Here is a 23967-nt window from a genome sequence, read left to right on the forward strand (position 1 = left end):
TGTGTAAAGACGCTCCAAATCCTTGAAACTACGCCGGTATCCTGACGACCACTTCGGCCTTGTCGCCGGCTTTCGGTTCGAAAGACGAAGCCTTCGTCTTTTTACCATCTATCTCAAGAGAGATGGCTTTGACCTTGGCGTCACGGACAACGCGAACCCTGAGCTCGGCCCCAAGCACCTTGAGGGTTGCCGCATAACCATCCCAATGGCTGGGGAGTTTCGGCTTGAACTGGATGCGCGCTCCCCTGCGCTCAATGCCGAGGATGCCTTCGACCGCCGCGCGATAAAGCCAGCCGGCCGAGCCGGTATACCAGGTCCAGCCGCCGCGGCCGCCCTTGCCTTGCCCGGCATAGACATCGGCGGCGACCACGTAAGGCTCGACGCGGTAATGCTCGGCAGCGGCCTCGTCGAGCGCGTGGTTGACCGGGTTGAGCATCGAGAAACAACGGTAGGCATCGTCGGTGCGCCCCATTTCGGCGAGCGCAATGACGAACCATGACGCCGCATGGGTGTACTGGCCACCGTTTTCACGGACACCCGGCGGGTAGCTCTTGATGTAGCCCGGGTCCCTTTCCGTCTTGGAGAAGGGCGGGGTGAAAAGCTTGACGATCTTGAGCTCGTCGTCGACAAGCATCTTCATCGCCTGCTGCATCGCCGTCGTCGACCGCGCTGGATCGCCCTCGCCCGACAGCACACTCCACGACTGGGCAATCGAGTCGATCTTGCACTCCTGTGAGCCGCGCGACCCCAGCGGCGTGCCGTCGTCGAAGCTGCCGCGACGATACCATTCACCATCCCAGGCCGTGCTTTCCAGCGCTCGCTTCAGCACGTCGGCGTGTTTTGTCCAGGCTTGCGCGCGCTTGGTGTCGCCTTCCGACTTGGCGACAGGCGCAAAGTCGCCCAGCGTCTTCAGCAGGAACCAGCCCAGCCAGACGCTCTCGCCCTTGCCGTGCTCGCCGACACGGTTCATGCCGTCGTTCCAGTCGCCACCGAGGATCAGCGGCAGTCCGGCGGGGCTGCTGCGCTTGATGGCAAGGTCGAGTGCACGCGCGCAATGATCATAGAGTGAAGCAGTCTTCTTCGAGATCTCCGGGGTGAAGAAGGCATCATGCTCGCCTTCTTCCAGCGGCGGCCCGTCGATGAAGGGCAATTGTTCCCTGAGGATCGCGGTGTCGCCGGTCACCAGCAAGTAGCGTGCCGTGGCATGGGCGAGCCAGACCACGTCGTCGGAAATCATAGTGCGGACGCCTGCCTCGGTGCGCGGCAGCCACCAGTGCTGCACATCGCCTTCGGGGAATTGCCGCCGCGCCGCGTTGAGTATCTGGTCGCGCGCCAGTTTCGGATCATGGACAAGCAGGGCCAGCGTGTCCTGCAACTGATCACGGAAGCCAAAGGCGCCGCTCGCCTGGTAAAAGGCGGAGCGGGCGCGGATGCGGCAGGCAAGGCTCTGATAGGGCAGCCAGTGGTTGACCATGGCGTCGAGCGCCTTGTCCGGCGTCTCGACCTGGATGGTGTCGAGAAACCCTCGCCACGTGCGTTCATTGTCAGCCAGCCGCTGATCGAAATCTTTGCTGCTATGGCGCTGCACCAGGGCGCTGGCTTCCTCGGCAGAAGCTGCATCGCCGAGCAGCCAGAGCAGCGTCACGTCGCCGCCGGCAGGGATGTCGATGTCGCGTGCAATTGCAGCACAAGGATCATCGCCGGCCTCGACGCGGCCCGATAGGCTGGCGCCGTTGAGCACGGCATGCGGAAGTTCGCTGGTGCCGTGCCGGCCGATGAACTCACCGCGGTCGGCCGTCACCGAATGAGCCGCGCTGTCGGCGGCCAGGAAGGCGACCCGCTCGCTGAAGTCGAGTCCGTAGGGATTTTGCGCCAGCAACGCGCCCGTCTCAGCATCCCTGGACGGAACGATGGTCGCCGCCGTGCGCGAACGATGGCTGCCAAGGACCCATTCCGCATAGGCATAGACGCGCAGGCGCGCCGGCACCGAACCGGAATTCTGGATTCGCAATCGGGAGATTTTCACCGGATCGACAGGATCGACCACATGGGTAAGATCCATCGACAGCGGCCCGCGCGTCGAACGGAAGGTCGAAAAACCCTGCCCGTGCCATGTTTCGTAGGTCATGGCAGGATCGCGCACCACGGCGGCCAACGGCGAGAACGCCCGGCCGCTGGCATGATCGTAAATATAGATGCCCTCGCCGGGCCGGTTGGTGACCGGGTCGTTCGCCCACGGCGTCAGTTGATAATCGCGGCTGTTTCGGCTCCAGGTGAAGGCAGCGCCTTCAGCCGAAACATGGAAACCGAACGAGGTGTTGGAAATGACGTTGATCCAGGGCTGCGGCGTCGTGAGCCGCCCTGCAAGGCGCACGACATAGTGGCGTCCGTCGCCCTCGAAGCCGCCAAAACCGTTCCACTGGCTGAGCCCGCTGCCGTCGGCACTGCCTTCGATCGAGGCTTGGGCAGCCAACGCCTGCGGGGCCGGCGAAGACGGTTCACGAAGCGCTGCTGCATCCGCTGGTTGCAAGGCGTCCCGCGCTTGCAGCGCAGCGGCCTCGGCGCGCTCGATTTGATCGAAGATGGTGCCGTTGCGCGTGTGCAGGACGACGCGGGCGACGGCGAGCAGCGTCTTGTAGGTCGTCTCGTCCATCAGGTCGCGGCGCACCGCGAAGATGTGCTGGCGGGGTCCAAGCTCCTTGCCGCGCAGGCGGCTGTTTTCGCATAGCGTCTCGACCGCCCGTTGCAGGTCCTGCACGTAGGATGAAGCCTGCTCGTTGACGACGACAAAGTCGATCATCATGCCGCGGGCGCGCATATATTCCTGGAAGCGGAGCGCCTGGGCGACGATCTCGAGGTCGGCGACATCGCCGATCCTGACCAGGAAAATCGGAAAATCGCCGGATATGCTGGTCGGCCACAGGCCGGACTGCTTACCGAGCCCGGAAGCGATCGATTCGGCTGGAAGGCGCAGGAACGGATCAGGATAGATCAGATAGCGCGCCAGATTCTGCACATTGGCGGCATCGGCAAGGCTGAGACCGAGATGACGGGTCTGCACCTGCGAGCGGGTCCAGGCGAGCATCGCCTGGCGGGCGAAGGCTTCCGGATGATCGAGCCGCGCAATGGCGTCTTCGAGTTCGGCGCGGTTGGCGCCAACGGCAGTCCAGAAGGTCAGCGAGATCTTCTTGTTGGCCGGCACGCGCACCTGTCGGCGAAGCGCTGCGACTGGATCCAGCGTGAAGCCAGAATGGCCGCCAAGCTTGGCGCCGGGATCGAAGGCGGCAGCCTCGACGATGGTGCGGCCGCGGCCGATGAAGGCGCGCCGGTCGGTTTCGGCCTCGGCGTCGCGCGTCGACCCAGACGGGTCGGTGACGAAATGCGCCAGGGTGACGTCAGGCTCGTCCGTTTCCCGCTTGCGTCTTGTGGCGAAGATCGCCCCGTTATTCGCAGCGATTTCGGTTTCCACGAACATTTTCGAGAAGGCCGGATGCGCGTTATCGGATGCCTCTGAGCCCAGCACCAGTTCGGCAAAGGAGGTCACTTCGATATGCCGGTCGACCGGGCCGTCATTGTAGAGCGTCACCCGCCGGCCTTCGCCGTTTCCTTCCGAGATGACAATGCATTCGACCTCCGAACGCAGTGATCCCACTGATTTGACGAAGCTCGCCTTGTCGTCGGAGAACAGCGTCTGCACCTCTTCGTGGGTGGCACGCTTCGGCTCGGCGGTGGCCGACCACCAGTCGCCGGTGCCGGCGTCGCGCAGGAAGATATAGGAGCCAAGCCGATCCTCGGTCGGATCCGGCTGCCAGCGCGTGATCGCAAGCTCGCCCCAGCGGCTATATCCAGAGCCGGTCGCGGTGACCATGACCGAGTAGCGGCCATTGGACATGACGCTGGTCGAACGCAGCGCCTTGAGCGGGTTGAGCACGATGCGCGTATCGGGGCTCTCGACTTCCGTTTCGTCCTTCGACCGTTCGTCGGCCTCGGTCCTGACGGTGGCGGTCGGGATATCGCGCGGCGCCCTTTCCTGCAGCAGCAACTCGGCCGACTCGATCACCGGATCGCTATGGAAGCGGTCGCGCAGGCGCCCTTCGAAGATGGCGTCGGCAACGGCGGCGATCGACATGCCGGAATGGTGGGCCATGTAGTTCAGCACGACGACATGGTCGGTGCCCTCCGGCACGCGCTGCGGCGTGAAATCGACCGCATCGTAGAAGCCGTGCCGGCCAAGGGCGCCGAGCTGCCTCAGCCTGGCCAGGTTCTGCACCGATTCACGCGGGGTGAACTGCGCCGCCAGCACGGTCGCATAAGGCGCAATCACCGTGTTCTGGCCAAGACCTCGCTTCAGGCCGAGCCCAGGCACGCCGAAATTGGTGTACTGGTAGGTCAGCTCGCGGTCGCGGGCATTGTAGGCCGCTTCCGAAATCCCCCAGGGCACGTTCTTCGAGCGGCCGTACTGGATCTGGCGCTTGATGATGAGCTTGCTGGTCTGGTTGAGGATCGAGCCTTGCGGCTCCTTCATCACCAGCGGCGGCATCAGATACTCGAACATCGAGCCGGACCAGGACATCAGCGCGCCCTTGAACCCGATCTCGACGATCGGCCGGCCGAGGTGGAACCAGTGCTCGGTCGGCAGATCGCCCTTGGCGATGGCGAACAGGCTGGTCAGCCGCGCCTCGGAAGCCAGGAGGTCGTAGCAGCTTTCGTCGAGCTGATGCTCCTCGACCCGATAGCCGATCGACAGGAGCTTGCGCTCCTTCCGCATGAGGAAGGAGAAATCCATCTCGAAGGCGAAGCGGCGCGTGCGCTCGCGCAACGAAAGAAGCTTGGCCCGCAAGGCTTCGACGGCATTGTCGTCGCTATGCGCGTCATGAACATGCGCCTCGCAGGTGGCTTCCAGCCTTGCCGCCCAGTCGGCGATGGTGTCGCTCTGTATCGATGCGGCCTCGGTATGGATAGCGATGGCGAGCTTGCGGATCTCGCCGGCCAGAACGGCCAGGTTGATGGTGCGGATCGATGCCATCTCGGGCTGTGCCTTGATCGATTCGACCGCCCGCCGCATGCCGTCGAGGCGATCGGCGAGCCGTTGGCGCAACGGCCGCAACTGACGGCGGTCGTCAGGCAACTCCGCCAGGCTTTCGTCGAGGATCGTCACCGTATCGAGGATACCTTCGAAATCGCCCTGAAGGTGGACCGCAGGCGCTTCCGCCCATTCGGCGCAGGCTGCTGCCACCGCCACCAGATGGCCGGCGAGATTGCCGCTATCGACGGCGGAAATGTAGAGCGGATAGAGCGGCTTCAGCGTCGTCGTGTCATACCAGTTGAAGAGATGGCCGCGTTCACGCGGCATGCTCTCGATGGTCGACATCGTGGCGTCGATGCGGGTGGTGGCGTCGGACAGGCTTATCCAGCCGAAATCGCGCGCCGAAATCACCGACAGGAGATAAACCCCGATATTGGTCGGCGAGGTGCGGGGCGCAACGACGGGCGCCGGACTTTCCTGGAAATTGTCGGGCGGCAGATTGTGATGCTCGGCCGTCACGAAAGTCTCGAAATAATGCCATGTGCGCCGCGCGACCGTGCGCAGCGCATGGATGTCGGCCGCCGATATGCGCAAGCGATCCTCGGTTTCGGCCGAGCGGCTGATCCAGAAGGCGAAGGCCGGCGAGCCGATCCAGAACAGCGCGAAGAAGAAAGCGACGAAAGCTCCGGTGGAATCGGCCAGAACGGGGATCGCAAGGCCGACGACGCCGATAATCACCGCGCCATACATCATGCCGTAATAGGAGCCGAGATCATTGTCGCCGTTCTTGTGCGCCTGCGAGGCCGTGCGCCATTCGAGCAGGTTCTGCCGACTGACGAACAAGCGGTAGAGCGTGCGAATGATAGCGTCGCCCATCATCCAGGCCAGATGCGCCATCAGCACGATCTTCAGAGCCACCAGGGCGGTGCCGAAGACAACATCGCGTGCCAGTGCCGAGAAATGGCCGCGCGGTGTCTGGTCGCCGCTTTTCGGCAGGATGGCGTGGATGATGTCGAACGTTGGCGCCATGAACAATGTGAGGATCAGCAGCGCCTGCCATTGCGCGGCCTGTGTGAAGGGCAGCAGCGTCCAGCCGGCGATCGCCGCCATCACCCAGAAGATCGGCGTCAGCGAGCGGCGCAGATTGTCGACCATCTTCCAGCGCGACAGCGCCGGCACGCCAGAGCGCGGATCGAGAAGAAAGCCCAGAAGCTGCCAGTCGCCGCGTGCCCAACGATGGTGGCGCGATGCGTCGACCGAATAGCGGGTCGGATAGTCCTCGACCAGTTCGACGTCCGTGACCAGCGCCGCGCGGGCCAATGCCCCTTCGAGCAGATCGTGGCTGAGGATGGTGTTTTCGTCGATGCGGCCCTTCAGCGCCGCTTCGAAGGCGTCAACATGATAGAGGCCCTTGCCGGTGAAGGAGCCGTCGCCGAAGACATCCTGGTAGATGTCCGAGACGGCAAAGACGTAAGGATCGAGGCCGCGATTGGCGGAAAAGACCCGCTGGAAGAAGGATGCGTCGTCGCCGCTGGTCAATGATGCGGTGATGCGCGGCTGCAGGATGGTGTAGCCGGCGGTGACAAGGCGCTTTGTGACATCGAAATGCGGGCGGTTGAGCGGATGGCAAAGCTTGCCAACCAGACTGGCGACGGCATCGCGGGTGGTGCGTGTGTCGGCGTCCAACGTCATCACATGGATGACGTTTTCCGGCAACGGCACATCCAGCGGCAGGAAGGTGGTGTCGCTGTCACCGCGCAGCAGAAGATTCAGTTCGTGCAGCTTGCCGCGCTTGCGTTCCCAGCCCATCCAGGCGCCCTGGGATTCATTGTAGAGCCGCCGGCGGTGCAGGACGTAGAAACGCGGCACGCCTTCGCTGGGATAGCGGGCGTTCAGCCGCGCGATCTCGTCGCGAGCATATTGGAGGATCTCAATATCCGCGGCATCGATTTCGGTCTTCGAGTCCGGCCAGTCCGAAAGCAGAGCAAAATGGATTTCGTCCGCCGTGTTGGCCAGGTGGTGCACTTCGATGTTGCGGATGTTTTCCTCAACGTCGTCGCGCGAGCCGATCAGCGACGGCACCACCACCAGCGTGCGGGCCTCGGGCGGCATGCCGCGTCTGTAGTCGTAGCCGACGAGGCGCGTTGGCTTGAGGAACAACGATACGACGGTGTTGAAGAAGGCAAGCGCGCCTTCGCTGGCTGGCACGGCAAACAGCGCCAGCATCAAGGCGATCGACGGCACGGACAGGCCGAGATTGGCAAGGGCATTGCCGGAGACGAGCAAAAGCAGGACGGTCAGCGCGAAGACCGGCACGACAATGCCCAGCCATCCGGTTTTGCGGAACGCCCGTTTGGTCGTGACGCTGACGGTCGGCCGATAGCCGATCGCCTTTTCCAGTTCCAGCCGGCGCGGGCCGACCAGGAAGAACCCGACGTCGGTGTGAGCGGTCGGACCGGTGCCGGTGGTATCGACGACAGCGGCATGGCCGGCAAGTTCGATCGCCTTTTCGGCGACACGGAATTCTGAACGATCGGAGCGGCGCGCCAGTTCCTCGATCGCGGTCCGGTACTGGTCGCGCGAGAAGAAATCGAGCGCGGCGAAATCGGTGCGCTCGCGCAGCAAGGTGTCGATGCGGCTGACACCTTCGAACCAAACCGTCCAGTCGATATCGTTGATCAGACGCAGGCCACGGATGATGTTACCGGTGGTTACATTGCCGCCGGACAGCGTGCGGTGCTCGCTGATGATGATTTCCTCGGCATCGGAGCCGGACTTTTCAAGCTCGCCCTCCAGCCATTCCAGCGCCCTGCCGGCATTCTGCGATCCGTCGCGCAGGCGGTAGAGCAATTGGGTGGCGAAGGTGGTGTCCTGCGCATGGGCGACGTAGTTCGACAGGATCGCCTGACGGTCGGCGTTGTCGTCGATCGCCAGCACGCGGTCGGCGACCTCGTTGGCAATCTGACGCATCTGCCGGGTACGGTTGACCCGGACCGCGATCCGGCGAAGATTTTCGATCAGAACGAAGCGCAGCAGTGATGGCAGCGCCCAGAGCTCGCCGATCTTCAGTGGCTCGACGGACTGAAAGCCTTCGACGATCGCCTTGAACATGGTCGCCGAAACGGAACTGTCGGAATGCGCGACATAGGTCCAGGCCAGCGCAAGCGCGCGCGGCACGCTGGCGCCGTCGGACAGCTTCAGGGTCGGCAACTGCCGATAGAAACGGCGCGGCAGGTCGCGCTTGACCTGAAAGATGGTTTCCTCAACCAGATAGTTGTTGTCGAGCAGCCATTGCGCCGCCGGCGTGATCGTCTCGCCCTTCGCCTGCGCGGCATTGGTCGAGCGGTAGACTTCGAGGATCTTGCTGGCACTGTCGCGGACGCGTGGCTGGAAATCGAACGGCTCCAGGCCGAACAGATCCTTGACGTCGCCCTCGGCAAGGCTTGTACCCAGAGTGCGCAGGCGCTCTTCCGGCAGGAAATTGGAGCGTATCGGCTCTTCGGTGATGGCCGGGAAGCCCGCGCTCGTCTTTTCCATTTGGGTGGAGTTCGTCTGGATATTCATTGAAAATTCCGTATGGGGGACGCATAGCGGCGTCACCGCCACGGCAATGTCCCTAAAACCGATTCAAATGCAATTGGTTGCATCGAAACACGGGCCGAAAGTTTGTTTTCGCACCACAACTTTCAGACGATCACCCCTTCGCTCCCGTCGGGACTTGATCGACGGAAGGATTCGGGCTTTTTCGTGATGTGGACTTGAGCTTACGGTATATTTCGCCGGTGCTGCGATCATGTTTCGAAACAGGCGTTAATCGTTTGCAGCAACGCGATCGATGCGGATCACGAACAGCGTCGCCGTTCGGGCAGGCTCCAGGCGCCGTTTCAGGGCGTCCGGACTGAGCAACAGCGTGTCGCGCGGTCCGATGCGGACAGGCGCCGCGCCGGCCATTGTGATCTCGCCGTCAAAACACAGGATGAGGGTCGCATCGGCCGCTGAGTGGATGTCCGTCGGGGCCGAAATCACCACGCGCTCGACAGTGTGGGTCATCCGTCCGCGCCGCGTCATGACGTTGAGATCGGTGATCGGGCCGGCGATCAGCGCCGCTTGCGTCGGTACATCGGCCGGAAAGGAAAGCGGGGCGGAAACCTTGGTCACCGTGGCCGCCGGGCGACCGGCGATATCAAGGATAATCCCCTCACCTTCCAGCACGGCCAAGGTTCGGTCCACTCCGGCAAACGCGGAGAATGGCCCGCCGCTTTCGACGCGCGCCATTGAGACGCGCCAGTCGAAATCATCGAGCGCAGCACCTGCGGGCGAGACGGCGATCTCCGTCGTCACCCCGCCGCCGTTCTTCCACGGCATAGACCGGTATTCGGCTGCCCGGAGGATGCGCAAGGCGCGGCTCAGCCGAGGATGCCTGGCAGCTTGAGTTGGTGCTCCCTGGCGCAGTCGATGGCGACGTCATAGCCGGCATCGGCGTGGCGCATGACACCGGTCGCCGGGTCGTTCCACAACACGCGCTCAAGGCGTTTGGCCGCTTCGCGTGTGCCGTCGGCGACGATGACCATGCCGGCATGTTGCGAAAAGCCCATGCCGACGCCGCCGCCATGATGCAGCGACACCCAGGTTGCGCCGGAGGCGGTGTTGAGCAACGCATTGAGCAGCGGCCAGTCGGATACGGCGTCCGAGCCATCCTTCATCGATTCCGTCTCGCGGTTCGGCGAGGCAACCGAGCCGGAATCGAGATGATCGCGGCCAATGACCACCGGCGCCTTGAGCTCGCCCTTCGCCACCATCTCGTTGAAGGCGAGGCCGAGCCGGTGGCGGTCGCCGAGACCGACCCAGCAGATGCGCGCCGGCAGGCCCTGGAAGGCGATGCGCTCGCGCGCCATGTCGAGCCAGTTGTGCAGATGGGTGTTGCCAGGTGTCAGCTCGCGGACCTTGGCATCGGTCTTGTAGATGTCCTCGGGATCGCCTGAGAGGGCTGCCCAGCGGAACGGGCCGATGCCGCGGCAAAACAGCGGTCGGATGTAGGCCGGCACGAAACCCGGGAAGGCAAAAGCGTTCTCGAGCCCTTCCTCCTTCGCCACCTGGCGGATATTGTTGCCATAGTCGAGCGTCGGCACGCCGGCGTTCCAGAACGCCACCATCGCCTCGACATGCTCGCGCATCGAAGCGCGCGCTGCCTTTTCGACCGCCTTCGGGTCGCTGGTGCGCTTCTCGCGCCATTCGGCGAGCGACCAGCCCTTGGGCAGATAGCCGTTGAGCGGATCATGCGCCGACGTCTGGTCGGTGACCAAGTCGGGGCGCACGCCGCGCCGCACCAGTTCCGGCACGATGTCGGCGGTGTTGCCGACCAGGCCGACCGATTTCGCCTCGCCGGCCCTGGTCCAGCGCTCGATCTTTTCCAGCGCCTCGTCGAGCGTGTCGGCGCGTTCGTCGACATAGCGGGTGCGCAGCCTGAAATCGATGCGGTCGGGATCGCATTCGACCGCCAGGCAGCAAGCGCCTGCCATGACCGCGGCCAGCGGCTGGGCGCCGCCCATGCCGCCGAGGCCGCCGGTCAGGATCCATTTGCCCCTGAGATTGCCGCCATAATGTTGGCGGCCGGCCTCGACGAAGGTCTCGTAGGTGCCCTGCACGATGCCTTGCGTGCCGATGTAAATCCACGAGCCGGCCGTCATCTGGCCGTACATCATCAGGCCCTTCTTATCGAGCTCGTTAAATTTCTCCCAGGTCGCCCAGTGCGGCACGAGGTTCGAATTGGCGATCAGCACGCGAGGCGCATCGGTGTGCGTCCGAAACACGCCGACCGGCTTGCCGGACTGCACCAGGAGCGTCTCGTCATCTCCAAGCGTCTTCAGAGAGGCGACGATGCGATCGAAATCGTTCCAGGTGCGCGCTGCCCGGCCAATGCCGCCATAGACGACCAGTTCGTTGGGGTTTTCGGCGACGTCGGGATCGAGATTGTTCATCAGCATGCGCAACGGCGCTTCCGTCAGCCATGAGCGGGCGTTGAGCTCGCTGCCGCGCGGGCTGCGGACTTCGCGGATGTTGTGGCGAGGATCGGTCATGGCGTCAGTCCCTTTCGAATGAGATGCGGCGTTGCGCGTTCAGCCGTGTGCCCAGACAATCGCGTTTTGGAGGATCTTTTTCAGCGTGACGCGGATCGGCGCGGCAAAATCGGCATCGTAGGATACCGGCCAATTGTCCGGCGCACCCTTGCCTTCGGGCTCGCGCATATAGCCGCGGTTGGACAGTTCCATCTGCAGCGCATGAACTCCGTTTTGCGGCTGGCCGAAATGGCGTGTGATCCAGCCGCCCTTGAAGCGGCCGTTGATGACAAAGGTCTCGCCGGTTTCGGCTAGGATCTGGCCGACCATTGCCTGCAAGGCCGGGTCGGCGCATTTGCCGTCATTGGTGCCGAGATTGAACACCGGCAGCGTTCCCTCGAACAGGCGTGGCAGCACCGAGCGGATCGAGTGGCAGTCATAGAGGACGACCTTCTGGTGCAAGGCGCGCAGCCTGTCGATCTCGGCCTGCAAGGCGGCATGGTAAGGCACAAAGTATTTTTCGCGGCGCTCGTCGACCTCCAATGGTCCCGGCTCTTCCCCGGCGCGATAGAGCGGATCGCCATCGAAGGTCTCGGTCGGGCAGAGACCTGTCGTCGCCTTGCCGGGATAGAGTGAGGCGCCCGACGGGTCGCGATTGACGTCGATGACGGTGCGCGAGATCGCCGTGTGCACCACCGTCGCGCCGAGGCTTTCGGCGAAATCATAGAGCTTGTCGATCCACCAGTCGGCGTCGCGGCGGCCGAGCCAGGGCGACACCAGCCGGTTCTCAAGACCGGCGAGATCGATGCCGGTGTGCGGGATCGAGACCAGCAGGGGTGCCGTGCCCTGAGTGGCTGTGAGCCAGGAGGCTGACGTCATGAGAGATCTCCGCGGGTTGGAGTTCTACGGCGCCCCCCTCTGTCCTGCCGGACATCTCCCCCACTTGGGGGGAGATTGGCAGCTTTGGCGCCCCGCTCAACCCTGCAACCTTGGCGATTGGCGAAAGCCGGTGTGACATCCGATCTCCCCCCAAGTGGGGGAGATGTCCGGCAGGACAGAGAGGGGCGCGAAGGATCGCGACCTATCGAGGTGTGCGCTCTCATGACGCAATTCCCGGCAGCGCCACCTTGCCCGCCGCCTTCACTGCCGCGCCGCTGCGCACCATGGCGATGGCCTTTTCCATGTCGGGGTGAAAATGCCGGTCATTGTCGAGATGCGGCACCTCAGCCCTGACCAGCCTGCGCACTGCCTCGAGTGCTGCGCTCGACGCCAGCGGTGCATGAAAATCGCAACCTTGCGCGGCGGCCAGCAATTCGATGCCGATGACGGCCGTCGCATTCTCGACCATGCCGATCAGCCGGCGCGCGCCGTGTGCTGCCATCGAGACGTGGTCTTCCTGGTTGGCCGAGGTCGGGATCGAATCGACGCTAGCCGGATAGGCCTTCTGCTTGTTTTCCGAGACGAGTGCTGCCGCCGTCACCTGCGGGATCATGAAGCCGGAATTCAAACCGGGCTTCGGCGTCAGGAAAGCCGGCATGCCCGACAGTGCCGGATCGACCAGCATGGCAATGCGACGTTCCGACAGCGAGCCGATCTCGCAGACGGCGAGCGCGATCATGTCGGCGGCGAAGGCCACCGGCTCGGCGTGGAAATTGCCGCCGGAAAGTGCGGTGTCGTCCTCGGCGAAGATCAGCGGATTGTCGGTGACGCCGTTGGCCTCGGTGCCCAGCGTGTCGGCGGCCTGGCGCAACACGGTGAGCGCCGCACCCATCACCTGCGGTTGGCAGCGCAGGCAGTACGGGTCCTGCACGCGCTCGTCGCCGAGCCGGTGCGATTCACGGATGGCGCTGCCGGCCATCAGGTTGCGCAGCGCCTCTGCCGTCTCGATCTGGCCAGGGTGCTTCCTGAGCAGATGGATGCGCGGATCGAATGGGGCATCGGAGCCCTTGGCGGCATCGGTCGAAAGCGCGCCGGCGACCAGCGCCGACTGATAAAGCACTTCCGCGTCGAACAGGGCGGCCTGCGCATAAGCAGTCGAGAACTGTGTGCCGTTGAGCAGCGCCAAGCCTTCCTTGGCGCCGAGCGTCACCGGCTCCAGTCCGTGCGAGACGAAAGCGACCTTGGCCGGGAAGCGGCCATGCGGGGTGAAACACTCGCCGACGCCGATCATGACAGCCGTCATGTGCGACAGCGGCGCGAGGTCGCCTGAGGCGCCGACCGAGCCTTGCGCCGGCACCACCGGAATGACATCGTTGGCGAGCATCGCCTCCAGCAATTCGATGGTCTGCGGCCGCACGCCGGAGGCGCCCTGCGCCAGGCTGGCCAGCTTCAGCGCCATCATCAGCCGGACGATCGCTACCGGCATCGGCTCGCCGACACCGGCGGCATGCGACAGCACGATGTTGCGTTGAAGGGTCTCGAGGTCGGCGGCGGGAATGCGGACGCTGGCCAATTTGCCGAAGCCGGTGTTGATGCCATAGACCGGCTCGCCCTTGGCAACGATGCGCGCCACCGCCTCGGCGCTGGCCTTGATCTTGGGACGGCAAGCAGCATCCAGCTTCGGCACGGCGCCGCGATAGATTTCGCGCCAGTCGGCCAGCGTCGCATTTCCAGGCTTCAGCACGAGTTCGGTCATTGTCCCCTCCAGATGCGGGCATGCAGCGGGTTGAAGCCCATACGGTAGACGAGCTCGGCCGGACGCTCGATGTTCCAGATCGCCAGGTCGGCGGATTTGCCAGCCTCCAGCGTGCCGGTCTGTCCGAGCAGCCCAAGCGCACGGGCCGCCTCGCGGGTGACGCCGGTCAGGCATTCGTCCACCGTCAGGCCAAACAAGGTCGCCGCCATGTTCATGGTCAGCAGCAGCGAGGTCAGTGGCGAAGTGCCGGGATTGTTGTCGGTGGCGACCGCCATTTTGACGCCATGCTGGCGGAACAGGCCGATCGGCGGCTTCTTGGTCTCACGAATGAAATAATAGGCCCCGGGCAGGATCGTCGCCACGGTGCCAGCCGCGGCCATAGCCGCCGCACCGGCCTCGTCGGTATATTCGAGATGGTCTGCCGACAGCGCGCCATAACGCGCGGCAAGTTCGGCGCCGTGCAGATTGGACAATTGATCGGCGTGGAGTTTTACCGGCAGGCCTGCTGCTTTCGCCGCATCGAACACACGAGAAATCTGCTCGGGCGAAAACGCGATGCCTTCGCAGAACCCATCGACGGCATCGGCCAAACCCTCGGCAGCGACCGCTGGAAGAATCTGCTTGGCAACGAGATCGACAAAAGCGTCCTTGTCGCCTTTCGCCTCGGGCGGCAGCGCGTGAGCCCCGAGGAAGCTCGTCCTCACCGTTACTGGACGATGCTCGCCCAGGAGCCGCGCGGCACGCAGCGATTTCTTTTCGTTTTCGAGATCAAGCCCGTAGCCCGATTTGATTTCGACTGACGTGACGCCTTCGGCAATCAGCGCATCGAGGCGCGGCAGCGACTGGGCGACCAGTTCGTGCTCGCTGGCAGCGCGCAGCGCCTTGACCGACGAGACGATGCCGCCGCCGGCCTTGGCGACTTCTTCATAGGTGGCGCCGGCCAGCCGCATCTCGAATTCATTGGCGCGGTTGCCGGCATGGACCAGATGAGTGTGGCAGTCGATCAGGCCCGGTGTGATCCAACGGCCTTCGCAATCGACAATCTCGGCGCCTTGTAAAAGCGCAGCCGGCATGTCGGCTTCCGGGCCGGCATAGACGATCACGCCATCGCGTGCGGCGATCGCGCCGTGTTCGACGATGCCCAGCCCGGCAGCACGTTCAGCCATGGTCGCCAGGCGCGCATTACGCCAAAGGCGAACCTCCCCTGCCCGATCTTTGCTCTCTCCTGCCATCATCTTTTCCGTTTCAATCGGCGGTGATTATGTATATACATATTGAAACGCACTGCAAGTGGTATCATTGCACGGGACACAGGGAATCGGAGAGAAAAACGTGACGGCGATCTTTGCGGAACAGGCGCTTCTGCCCGACGGCTGGCATTCCAATGCCCGGATCGTCGTCAGTGATGGCCGTATCACCACGATCGAGCCGAACGCTTCATCCCAGCCCGGCGACGAACGCTATGCCATTCTGCTGCCAGGCATGCCGAACCTGCACAGCCACGCGTTCCAGCGCGGCATGGCGGGCCTTGCCGAGCAGCGCGGCCCTTCAGCCGACAGTTTCTGGAGCTGGCGCGAGGTGATGTATCGTTTCGCACTGTCGATGACACCGGATCAGGTCGAGGCGGTCGCAGCCCAGCTCTATGTCGAGATGCTGGAGGCCGGCTTTTCGCGCGTCGGCGAGTTTCACTACCTCCACCACGATCGCGATGGCCAACCCTATGCCAATATCGCCGAGATGGCGGAGCGCATCACTGCCGCCGCTGCCGACACCGGCATTGGGCTGACGCTGCTGCCGGTCTTCTATGCGCATTCCTCCTTCGGCGGCGCGGCCCCGAACGAGGGCCAGCGGCGATTCATCAACGATGTGAATCGCTTCTCGCAGCTTGTTGAGAAATGCCAGGAATGCGTTCGCAGCTTGAATCAAAGCGTCGTTGGCGTCGCCCCGCACAGTCTGCGCGCCGTGACACCGGAGGAACTGGACGATATCGCGGCAATGGTGCCGGGCGGACCGATCCACATCCATATTGCGGAGCAAGTGAAGGAAGTCGAGGACTGCCTTGCCTGGTCCGGGGCACGGCCGGTCGAATGGCTGCTCGCCAATGCCAAGGTCGATGAGCGCTGGTGCCTGATCCACGCCACCCACATGACCGATGCGGAAACGATTGGCATGGCGAAAAGCGGAGCAGTCGCCGGCCTTTGCCCGATCACCGAGGCCAATCTCGGCGATGGCACCTTTGCCGCGCCCCTGTTCACGCAACATGGCGGCCGCTTCGGCGTCGGCTCCGATTCCAACGTGCTGATCGGTCTGCCCGACGAATTGCGGCAGCTCGAATATTCGCAGCGTCTCGCCCACCGTGCCCGCAACGTGCTGGCGGTGGCGGGCGGCTCGACCGGCCGCGCGCTGTTCGATGCAGCGCTCGACGGCGGCAGTGCCGCCCTTGGCGCGGGTCCTTCGCAGATCGCCGCTGGTACCTCGGCCGATTTCGTCTCGCTCGATGGCAATCAACCTTCGCTGGCCGGCAAGACGGGCGATGCGGTGCTCGACGCCTGGATCTTCGCCAACGGCACCAAGGTCGATTGCGTCTGGGTGCATGGCAAGAAACTGGTCATCGGCGGCAGGCATGCAAGGCGCGATGCCATTGCCGAGCGTTTTCGCAAGGTGATGACGGCGCTTTCGGCATGAGCACAATCGAGACGATAGATGTGGACGTCGGCGAGCCGCTCTCGCTGCACCAGCGCATCCTGTCCGATATCAGCGAACGGATCCTGTCCGGCGCCTGGGCGCCTGGCCACCGCATCCCGTTCGAGCACGAACTGACGGCCGAGTACAAATGTTCGCGCATGACGGTCAACAAGGCGCTGTCGCAGCTTGCCAAGGCCGGGCTGATCGAGCGCCGTCGCCGCTCCGGCAGCTTTGTCCGGCGGCCGCAGTCACAAGCCGCGGTGCTGGAAATCCACGATATCAGGATCGAGGTCGAGGCGCTCGGTCTGCCCTATCGCTACGAGCGTGTGGCGCGACATAAAAGGCGCAGCAGCGCGGAGGACCGCGCGTTGCTGGAGCTCGCTGCCGCCGGACCAGTGCTGGCGCTGGAATGCCAGCATTTCGCCGGCAAGCGGCCGTTCGCCCACGAACAGCGGCTGATCAACCTGGCCGCCGTGGCCGAGGCCGCCGACGAGGAATTTCATGCCATCGCGCCCGGGCCGTGGCTGATTGCCCGCGTGCCGTGGAGTGCCGCCGAGCACCGCATTCGCGCTGTCGCCGCCGACAGACACATTGCGACGGCACTCGATATCGAGGCCGGCGCACCGTGTTTGGTGGTCGAGCGGCGAACATGGAGCGCCGAGCACCCCGTCACCCATGTCCGTTTCACCTACCCGGCAGACAGCCACATGCTGGTGGCAAGGTTTACGCCTTCGCAGGGGTGATTACCCTCCCCCTTGTGGGGAGGGTCGCGGAGCAAATGCCGCATGGCGGCACTTTGTGACGCGGGGTGGGGTCGGTGCAACCTCACCGACCCTCCCCTCGAGGGGAGGGTAACGCGCTCTGCCTCAGATGGCAGCGGTAACGATGATCTCGACCAGATATTCCGGTCCGGCAAGCTTGGCCTCGCCGGTGGCGCGGGCCGGGGTGTGGCCCTGCGGCGCCCACTTGTCCCATTCCGCGTTCATCTCGGCAAAGGTGCTCATGTCGGCCAGCCAGATGATCGCCTGCAGGATCTTGGTCTTGTCGGTGCCAGCCTTGGCCAGCAATTCGTCGATGGCCGCCAGAATGTCCCGTGTCTGGGCGCCGACGTTTCCGCCCGGCTGACCGACCTGACCGGCCAGATAGACGGTGTTGCCGTGGATGACGATCTGGCTCATGCGCGGGCCGACATCGATGCGACGAATGCTCATTGGACGTTCCTTCCTTTGTGGTTCGCGCTTCTTTAGAGTCGCGGTTCGCCGGGGGCAAGGTTGCACGAGCGAATCCTCTTGAGCCAACCGCCAAGAGCACAGGGCAAATCTCCTCGGTCGCCGTAATTCCGCCCGATTGGCTTGTTGACTAATGTAATAACATCACATATCCAATCGCCGCCGACGTACCAGTCGTGCCGCCACGGATCGTATATGACCAAAACCTGCCTGACCTTCCGCGATCTGACGCTGGGCTACAACAGCCATCCGGCGATCCATCATCTCGACGGCACGATCCGCCGGGGATCGCTGACTGCCGTCGTCGGCGCCAACGGCTCGGGCAAGTCGACCCTGATGAAGGGTATCGTCGGCGTGTTGAAGCCGATGGCCGGCACGGTTGTCCGCGCGCCCGGCGTACGCGCCGCCTATCTGCCGCAGCAGTCGGAGCTCGACCGCTCTTTTCCGGCCAGGGTTGTCGATCTGGTTTCGCTCGGGCTGTGGCCACGGCGCGGGCTGCTCGGCCGCTATACCAAGGAAGATCGCGATTCGGTCAGCCAGGCGCTGATGGCCGTCGGCCTCGGCGGCTTCGAGAAGCGCCCGATCGACACGCTGTCGGGCGGCCAGCTACAGCGCACGCTGTTTGCCCGCGTTCTGTTGCAGGATGCCGACCTGATCCTGCTCGACGAGCCGTTCAACGCCGTCGACACCAAGACGGTCGGCGACCTGATCGCACTGATCAAGCGCTGGCATGGCGAGGAACGCACGATCATGGTCGTCGTCCACGATCTGGAGCTGGTGCGCCAGAATTTCCCCGAAACGCTGCTGCTGGCGCGCCAGCCAATCGCCTGGGGCGAGACCAAGGAAACGCTGCGGCCGGAAAACCTGTTGCGCGCGCGCCGCTTCCACGAGGCCTGGGAGGAGAACGCGCCCTGGTGCGAGCCCGACGACCACAAGCACGGTGGTCACGTTCACGACCCTGGGCACGACCACGGGCACCACCATCATCACGGTTCCGGGCCGAGGGCGGCATGATGGAGACGCTCTACGGTCTTCTCATCGCTCCGTTCGCCGACTTCGCCTTCATGCAGCGCGCGCTTTTCGGGTCGCTGATGCTGTCGCTCGGCGCCTGCCCGGTCGGTGTGTTCCTGATGCTGCGGCGCATGAGCCTTTCCGGCGACGCCATGGCCCACGCTATCCTGCCGGGCGCTGCGGCCGGTTTCCTGTTCTATGGTCTGGAGATCCTGCCGATGACCATCGGCGGCCTGATCGCCGGCATCATCGTCGCACTCGGCGCCGGCGCCGTCTCGCGCTTCACCATCCAGCGCGAGGACGCCTCGATGGCGGCCTTCTACCTGATTTCTCTGGCTATCGGCGTGCTGATGGTGTCGATCCGCGGCTCCAGCGTCGATCTCATGCATGTGCTGTTCGGAACCGTTCTGGCACTCAACAATGAAGCGCTGACACTGATCGGCGGCATCGTCGTGGTCACGCTGGTCAGCCTCGCCATCTTCTGGCGGGCACTGGTCGCCGAATGCCTCGATCCACTGTTCCTGCGCTCAGTCAGCCGGCTGGGCAGCCCGGTGCATTTCATCTTCCTCGGCCTCGTCGTGCTCAATCTTGTCGGCGGCTTCCAGGCGCTCGGCACTTTGCTGTCGGTCGGGCTGATGATGCTGCCTGCAGCCGCCGCCCGCTTCTGGACCATGCGCGTCGAGCCGATGTGCGCGCTGGCGGTGCTGATCGGCTTTGCCTCCTGCGTCGCCGGGCTGCTTCTGTCCTATCACGTGTCGCTGCCTTCCGGCCCGGCGATCATCCTGTCTGCAGGCGTCGTCTATTTCGCCTCGATCCTGTTCGGCACGCGCGGCATCCTGCGCGCCCGTATCATCCATCACCGCCACAGAACCGCCTGATCCCAACGAAGGAGACCCGTCCATGCTGAAATCGATCCGCGCCGCTTTGGCAATGAGCGTTATAACATTAACCGCCTTTGGCGCATCGGCGGCTCTCGCGGAGCCATTGAAAGTGGTCGCCAGCTTCACCATCATCGCCGATTTCGCCAAAAATGTCGGCGGCGACCGCATCAATCTGACCACCATCGTCGGGCCGGATGGCGATGCCCATGTCTACGAGCCGAGCCCGGCGGACGCGGTGGCAATGGCTGGGGCGGACGTGGTGCTGGTCAACGGCCTGCATTTCGAAGGCTTTCTGCAGCGCCTGGTCGACGCCAGCGCCACCAAGGCGACAATCGCCGTTCTGACCAAGGACGTCACGCCGATCAACTTCAAACCCGAATTCGCCGATGCCGACGCCGCTGAAGGTGCAGACACCGATCCACATGCCTTCCAGTCGATCGCCAATGCCAAGATCTATGTGAAGAACATCGCCGATGCCTTCTGCACGGCCGACGCTGAGGGTTGCGACAGCTACAAGGCCAATGCCGCCGCATACACAGCGAAGCTTGATGCGGTCGAAGGCGAAGTTAAGGCGGCAATCCAGTCGATCCCGGAAGAGAAGCGCGTCGTCATCACCTCGCATGACGCCTTCGGCTATTTCGAGAAGGCCTATGGCCTCACTTTCCTGGCTCCCGAAGGGGTCTCGACCGAATCGGAGCCCTCAGCCGCCGACGTCGCCAAGCTGGTCAGCCAGGTGAAGCAGGATAAGGCGGCGGCAGTCTTCATCGAGAACATCACCAACGCACGGCTGATCGAGCAGATCGCCAGCGAGACCGGCATCAAGGTGGGCGGCACGCTCTATTCGGACGCGCTGTCGCAACCCGACGGCCCGGCCTCGACCTATATCGACCTGATGCACAACAACATCGCCCAGATCAAAGGCGCGATCCTCGGAAGCTGAGCGGTCGACGCCGTTCGCTCGGTGGGGCTTGCGCACGTGCGGGCAACAAAGTGCTACAGCGTCCTTTGCGCATCCAAAGGACGCACGGCGCCTTAGGTAGCCCGGCTGGATTTCCCGCATGAGAATGTCTATCTGCGCAGAGGGATTTCTTTCTGCGCGGATTGCCGCCCAGGCCTGGGAGCGGCAAGACTCCGCCCCTGGCCAGCAGGCATCGAACATTGCGAGGACGCCATCATGGAATATCGTCAGATCAGCGAGGACTATTCGGTCTCCGGCCAGATCCAACCCGAAGAAGTCGCCGCCATCAAGGCCGCCGGCTTCAAGAGCGTCATCTGCAACAGACCTGATGACGAGCAGCCCGGCCAGCCTTCGGCGGACAGTGTCAAGGCGGCGGTCGAAGCCGCCGGGCTCGCTTTCCGCTACATCCCGGTCATCAGCGGCCAGATCACGCATGAGAATGTCGAGGATCAAGCCGAGGCGCTCGACGAACTCGAAGGCCCGATCTTCGCCTATTGCCGTTCCGGCGCACGCTGCACCAACCTTTATGGGCTGATCCAGCAATCGAAGGGTTAAATCGGCAGCGCGCCGGTTTCCTTCAGCGTTTCGAGCACGATCGCCGTCTTCACATGCTGCACGGATTCGTGCGGCAGAAGCACGCCGTTGACGAATTCTGACAGCGACTTCAGGTCCGGCGTCACCACTTTCAGGATGTAGTCCATCTCGCCGGTCAGCGCGTGCGCCTCCTGCACCTCCGGCAGCCGCGCCACCAATTCGCCGAACCGCTGTGCATTGTCGCGGTTGTGGGTGGCAAGCGTCACCGAGATGACGTTGACCAGCGAGAAGCCGAGCTTGTCGCGGTCGAGCAAAGCCCTGTAGCCCCTGATATAGCCGTCCTCCTCCAGCCTCTGGCGGCGGCGCGAACATTGCGACGCCGACAGGTTCACCCGTTCCGATAGATCGTTGTTAGTCAGCCGCGCGTCGCTCTGCAGTAGAGCCATTATCTTGCGGTCAAACTGATCAACGCGCGCGTCATCCATAAAGTTTCCTTCGATCATGCACAATTCCCGCATAATCTGATCATTTCAAGCGTTTGAATGCAAGCACCATGCAGCTGCTCCGCGCTATAATAGCGCCGAAATGGCCTTTCCGGCCACGCCAAGCTTTTTGGAGGACAATGCCATGGGTCCCTTCCCGCACGATGCACCGCCCGCAAAGATCAGCAAGGCCAACCCCGCCGGCACAGACGGCTTCGAATTCGTCGAGTTCGCCCATTCTGAGCCGGAAAAGCTCGCCGAGCTTTTTACCCGCATGGGTTACGTGCCGGTGGCCAAGCACCGCAGAAAGAAAATCACCGTCTGGCGGCAGGGCGACATCAACTATGTCGTCAATGCCGAGTCCGGCTCGCATGCAATGAAGTTCGCCGACAAGCACGGCCCCTGCGCGGCCTCGATGGCCTGGCGAGTGGTCGATGCCAAGCATGCGTTCGACCACGCCATTGCCAAAGGCGCCACCCCCTATGAGGGCACCGACAAGGCGCTCGACGTGCCGGCAATCGTCGGCATCGGCGGTTCGCTGCTCTATTTCATCGAGGTCTATGGCGAGAAGGGCTCGGCCTATGATGCCGAGTTCAACTGGCTGGGCGCGCGCGACCCGAAGCCGGAAGGCGTCGGCTTCTATTACCTCGACCACCTCACCCACAATGTCTATCGCGGCAACATGGACAAATGGTGGGACTTCTACCGCGACCTGTTCGGCTTCAAGCAGATCCATTTCTTCGACATCGACGGCAAGATCACCGGGCTGGTCAGCCGCGCCATCACCTCGCCCTGCGGCAAGATCCGCATCCCGCTCAACGAATCCAAGGACGAGACCAGCCAGATCGCCGAATATCTGAAGAAGTATAATGGCGAAGGCATCCAGCACATCGCCGTCGGCACGGACGAGATCTACGGCGCCACCGACAGGCTGGCCGCCAACGGGCTAAAATTCATGCCCGGTCCGCCGGAAACCTATTATGATATGTCCCATGCCCGCGTGCACGGCCATGACGAGCCGATCGAGCGCATGAAAAAGCACGGCATCCTGATCGATGGCGAAGGCGTGGTCGATGGCGGCACGACCAAGATTCTGCTGCAGATCTTTTCCAAAACCGTGATCGGCCCGATCTTCTTCGAATTCATCCAGAGGAAGGGCGACGAAGGTTTTGGCGAAGGCAATTTCCGCGCTTTGTTCGAATCGATCGAGCAGGACCAGATCAAGCGCGGGGTGATCAAGGTGGACGGCAAGGCGGCGTAGCCAGTTCGGCCGAGGGTGCCTTGTGGTTTGATCAGTTATGACCTAAATTCTGGTCATAAGAGGTCTGACCATGAATGTTCCGATGGCAAAAGCAAAGGCCCAACTCTCCGAGTTGGTGAAACGCGCCCAGGCCGGCGAAGAGATCCATCTGACGCGGCATGGAGAGGTGGTGGCGACCTTGAGCGCGCCCGCCCGGGCTGGCGGGAGCAAGGGCCTTTTTGGGGCCCTGAAAGGCCAAATTCGAATATCGGATGATTTTGATGAACTCGGTCCCGAATGGGACGAGTACACTAAATGAGCCACCAATATCTGGTGGATACTCATATTCTGCTTTGGGTACTCAACGCAGACTCACGCCTTTCGGACCACCATCGCGACATCTTTCTTGCGGGCGAGGATGTGGTCGTCAGCGCCGTCTCGGTAGCAGAGATCGCCATCAAGAAATCGCTCGGCAAAGTCACGCTGACAGGCAACATAGTGGAAATCTTGCGATCGAACGGCATTCCGATCCTCAGTGTGAATGAACTACACGCGGCGAGGCTTGAGCATTTGCCGCTCCATCACCGCGATCCTTTCGACCGTCTGCTCATCGCACAGGCTCAAATTGAAGGCCTGACGTTGGTCACTGCGGATCGGCATTTTTCAGCCTATGACGTTGCGTTGGTTTGATCATTCCAGGTTCAACCTCTCGACCTCCGCTCTCCTCAGCTTCAGATCATAGTCGAGGAAGTACTCGTCGAGCTGCGGCGGCTTCACCGACGTGCCGGATAGCATGGCGTGCACCTGGCCGCGATGATGGATATCGTGGATGAAGAGGTGGGCGAGCAGATCGCCGATGCGCTCCGGGATTCTTCCGTCCTCGCGCCGGTCGGTGATGACGCGGCGATCGAGATCGTCGGCCGATAGACGGTCGCAACAGGCGATCAGCCGCCGGTCGGCCACAACTTGGGCGGCAAACAGCGCCTGCGCTCGGTCGAAGGGCACGAAATCGTCATGGGCGGCGGCACCCACGCCGCCCTCCTCGAGAAAATCGAGATAGAGATGATCGACCGCCAGAATGTGGTTGAGCGTTGCCTTGATCGATGGGAAGAAGCTGGTGCGCTCGGCTTCGAATTCGCCTGGTTTGAGTTGCAGCACGGCGCGATAAAGCCGGTCGTTTGACCAGAGATTGTTGGCTGCCATGCGGCGGAAATGGTTCAGCAAGTCCAT

General features: G+C 63.2%; 18 protein-coding genes. 9 read left to right on the forward strand and 9 right to left on the reverse strand.

Annotated features, from left to right (window positions below; translation table 11 throughout):
- Nucleotides 1-28 precede the first annotated feature (28 nt).
- From EJ075_RS31325 to hutI, 6 genes are all read right to left on the reverse strand, one after another.
- Nucleotides 29-8590 carry a glucoamylase family protein gene (locus EJ075_RS31325; protein WP_126106956.1) on the reverse strand — a complete coding sequence of 2854 codons (8562 nt, stop codon included), beginning with the start codon at nt 8588-8590 and terminating at the stop codon, nt 29-31.
- A gap of 246 nt (nt 8591-8836) precedes the next feature.
- Nucleotides 8837-9424 (reverse strand): HutD family protein, encoded by a 588-nt coding sequence (locus tag EJ075_RS31330; RefSeq protein ID WP_095485700.1) that lies wholly within the window; start codon nt 9422-9424, stop codon nt 8837-8839.
- A gap of 8 nt (nt 9425-9432) precedes the next feature.
- Nucleotides 9433-11103, reverse strand: coding sequence for a urocanate hydratase (gene hutU / locus EJ075_RS31335; RefSeq protein ID WP_126106957.1), 1671 nt, complete (start codon nt 11101-11103; stop codon nt 9433-9435).
- Between the two features lie 39 nt (nt 11104-11142).
- Entirely contained in the window at nt 11143-11961 is an 819-nt protein-coding gene (gene hutG / locus EJ075_RS31340; protein ID WP_126106958.1) for an N-formylglutamate deformylase, read from the reverse strand.
- 220 nt (nt 11962-12181) lie between these two features.
- Nucleotides 12182-13717, reverse strand: a complete 1536-nt coding sequence (gene hutH / locus EJ075_RS31350; protein ID WP_126106959.1) for a histidine ammonia-lyase — start codon at nt 13715-13717, stop codon at nt 12182-12184.
- On the reverse strand, nt 13714-14949 hold the full coding sequence (hutI, locus tag EJ075_RS31355) for an imidazolonepropionase (protein WP_126107525.1): 1236 nt from the start codon (nt 14947-14949) through the stop codon (nt 13714-13716). The genes hutH and hutI overlap by 4 nt, the downstream gene beginning before the upstream one ends.
- Before the next feature lie 100 nt (nt 14950-15049).
- On the opposite strand from hutI, the gene EJ075_RS31360 reads away from it, so the two are divergent.
- Both EJ075_RS31360 and hutC read left to right on the forward strand, forming a co-directional pair.
- Entirely contained in the window at nt 15050-16402 is a 1353-nt protein-coding gene (locus EJ075_RS31360; protein WP_126106960.1) for a formimidoylglutamate deiminase, read from the forward strand.
- Nucleotides 16399-17145 (forward strand): histidine utilization repressor, encoded by a 747-nt coding sequence (gene hutC, locus EJ075_RS31365; RefSeq protein ID WP_126106961.1) that lies wholly within the window; start codon nt 16399-16401, stop codon nt 17143-17145. Before EJ075_RS31360 ends, hutC begins: the two co-directional genes overlap by 4 nt.
- Before the next feature lie 123 nt (nt 17146-17268).
- On the opposite strand, the gene EJ075_RS31370 is transcribed toward hutC, so the two are convergent.
- Nucleotides 17269-17613: a RidA family protein gene (locus EJ075_RS31370; protein ID WP_126106962.1), complete on the reverse strand. Its 345-nt coding sequence runs from the start codon at nt 17611-17613 to the stop codon at nt 17269-17271.
- Between the two features lie 213 nt (nt 17614-17826).
- On the opposite strand from EJ075_RS31370, the gene aztA reads away from it, so the two are divergent.
- The 4 genes from aztA to EJ075_RS31390 all read left to right on the forward strand — a co-directional run bounded on the left by aztA (nt 17827) and on the right by EJ075_RS31390 (nt 21036).
- Complete coding sequence (gene aztA, locus EJ075_RS31375; RefSeq protein WP_126106963.1) at nt 17827-18645, forward strand: zinc ABC transporter ATP-binding protein AztA; 819 nt, start codon at nt 17827-17829, stop codon at nt 18643-18645.
- Complete coding sequence (aztB, locus tag EJ075_RS31380; protein ID WP_126107526.1) at nt 18645-19520, forward strand: zinc ABC transporter permease AztB; 876 nt, start codon at nt 18645-18647, stop codon at nt 19518-19520. Before aztA ends, aztB begins: the two co-directional genes overlap by 1 nt.
- Before the next feature lie 22 nt (nt 19521-19542).
- Nucleotides 19543-20463, forward strand: a complete 921-nt coding sequence (aztC, locus tag EJ075_RS31385; RefSeq protein ID WP_126106964.1) for a zinc ABC transporter substrate-binding protein AztC — start codon at nt 19543-19545, stop codon at nt 20461-20463.
- A gap of 234 nt (nt 20464-20697) precedes the next feature.
- Nucleotides 20698-21036 carry a TIGR01244 family sulfur transferase gene (locus EJ075_RS31390; protein WP_126106965.1) on the forward strand — a complete coding sequence of 113 codons (339 nt, stop codon included), beginning with the start codon at nt 20698-20700 and terminating at the stop codon, nt 21034-21036.
- On the opposite strand, the gene EJ075_RS31395 is transcribed toward EJ075_RS31390, so the two are convergent.
- Entirely contained in the window at nt 21033-21500 is a 468-nt protein-coding gene (locus EJ075_RS31395; protein ID WP_126107527.1) for an Lrp/AsnC family transcriptional regulator, read from the reverse strand. The genes EJ075_RS31390 and EJ075_RS31395 overlap by 4 nt on opposite strands.
- A gap of 142 nt (nt 21501-21642) precedes the next feature.
- Between EJ075_RS31395 and hppD the strand changes: the two genes are divergently transcribed.
- The 3 genes from hppD to EJ075_RS31410 all read left to right on the forward strand — a co-directional run bounded on the left by hppD (nt 21643) and on the right by EJ075_RS31410 (nt 23427).
- Complete coding sequence (gene hppD, locus EJ075_RS31400) at nt 21643-22758, forward strand: 4-hydroxyphenylpyruvate dioxygenase (RefSeq protein WP_126106966.1); 1116 nt, start codon at nt 21643-21645, stop codon at nt 22756-22758.
- 70 nt (nt 22759-22828) lie between these two features.
- The gene (locus EJ075_RS31405) at nt 22829-23056 is read left to right on the forward strand and encodes a type II toxin-antitoxin system prevent-host-death family antitoxin (protein WP_095485689.1); all 228 of its coding nucleotides are present in this window, start codon (nt 22829-22831) and stop codon (nt 23054-23056) included.
- Complete coding sequence (locus EJ075_RS31410; protein WP_095485688.1) at nt 23053-23427, forward strand: type II toxin-antitoxin system VapC family toxin; 375 nt, start codon at nt 23053-23055, stop codon at nt 23425-23427. The genes EJ075_RS31405 and EJ075_RS31410 overlap by 4 nt, the downstream gene beginning before the upstream one ends.
- Here EJ075_RS31410 and EJ075_RS31415 read toward each other — a convergent pair whose 3' ends face one another.
- Nucleotides 23428-23967 (reverse strand): DinB family protein, encoded by a 540-nt coding sequence (locus tag EJ075_RS31415; RefSeq protein WP_126106967.1) that lies wholly within the window; start codon nt 23965-23967, stop codon nt 23428-23430. It abuts the gene before it with no gap.

The sequence above is a fragment of the Mesorhizobium sp. M6A.T.Cr.TU.016.01.1.1 genome, assembly GCF_003952585.1.
Lineage (GTDB): Bacteria > Pseudomonadota > Alphaproteobacteria > Rhizobiales > Rhizobiaceae > Mesorhizobium > Mesorhizobium mediterraneum.

Bases quoted from the DNA above. Each gene is read 5' to 3' on its own strand.
- EJ075_RS31325 (WP_126106956.1), bottom strand. From the start codon at position 8,590: ATGAATATCCAGACGAACTCCACCCAAATGGAAAAGACGAGCGCGGGC.
- hutU (WP_126106957.1), bottom strand. From the start codon at position 11,103: ATGACCGATCCTCGCCACAACATCCGCGAAGTCCGCAGCCCGCGCGGC.
- hutG (WP_126106958.1), bottom strand. From the start codon at position 11,961: ATGACGTCAGCCTCCTGGCTCACAGCCACTCAGGGCACGGCACCCCTG.
- hutH (WP_126106959.1), bottom strand. From the start codon at position 13,717: ATGACCGAACTCGTGCTGAAGCCTGGAAATGCGACGCTGGCCGACTGG.
- hutI (WP_126107525.1), bottom strand. From the start codon at position 14,949: ATGGCAGGAGAGAGCAAAGATCGGGCAGGGGAGGTTCGCCTTTGGCGT.
- hutC (WP_126106961.1), top strand. From the start codon at position 16,399: ATGAGCACAATCGAGACGATAGATGTGGACGTCGGCGAGCCGCTCTCG.
- EJ075_RS31370 (WP_126106962.1), bottom strand. From the start codon at position 17,613: ATGAGCATTCGTCGCATCGATGTCGGCCCGCGCATGAGCCAGATCGTC.
- aztA (WP_126106963.1), top strand. From the start codon at position 17,827: ATGACCAAAACCTGCCTGACCTTCCGCGATCTGACGCTGGGCTACAAC.
- aztB (WP_126107526.1), top strand. From the start codon at position 18,645: ATGGAGACGCTCTACGGTCTTCTCATCGCTCCGTTCGCCGACTTCGCC.
- aztC (WP_126106964.1), top strand. From the start codon at position 19,543: ATGCTGAAATCGATCCGCGCCGCTTTGGCAATGAGCGTTATAACATTA.
- EJ075_RS31390 (WP_126106965.1), top strand. From the start codon at position 20,698: ATGGAATATCGTCAGATCAGCGAGGACTATTCGGTCTCCGGCCAGATC.
- EJ075_RS31395 (WP_126107527.1), bottom strand. From the start codon at position 21,500: ATGGATGACGCGCGCGTTGATCAGTTTGACCGCAAGATAATGGCTCTA.
- hppD (WP_126106966.1), top strand. From the start codon at position 21,643: ATGGGTCCCTTCCCGCACGATGCACCGCCCGCAAAGATCAGCAAGGCC.
- EJ075_RS31405 (WP_095485689.1), top strand. From the start codon at position 22,829: ATGAATGTTCCGATGGCAAAAGCAAAGGCCCAACTCTCCGAGTTGGTG.
- EJ075_RS31410 (WP_095485688.1), top strand. From the start codon at position 23,053: ATGAGCCACCAATATCTGGTGGATACTCATATTCTGCTTTGGGTACTC.
- EJ075_RS31415 (WP_126106967.1), bottom strand. From the start codon at position 23,967: ATGGACTTGCTGAACCATTTCCGCCGCATGGCAGCCAACAATCTCTGG.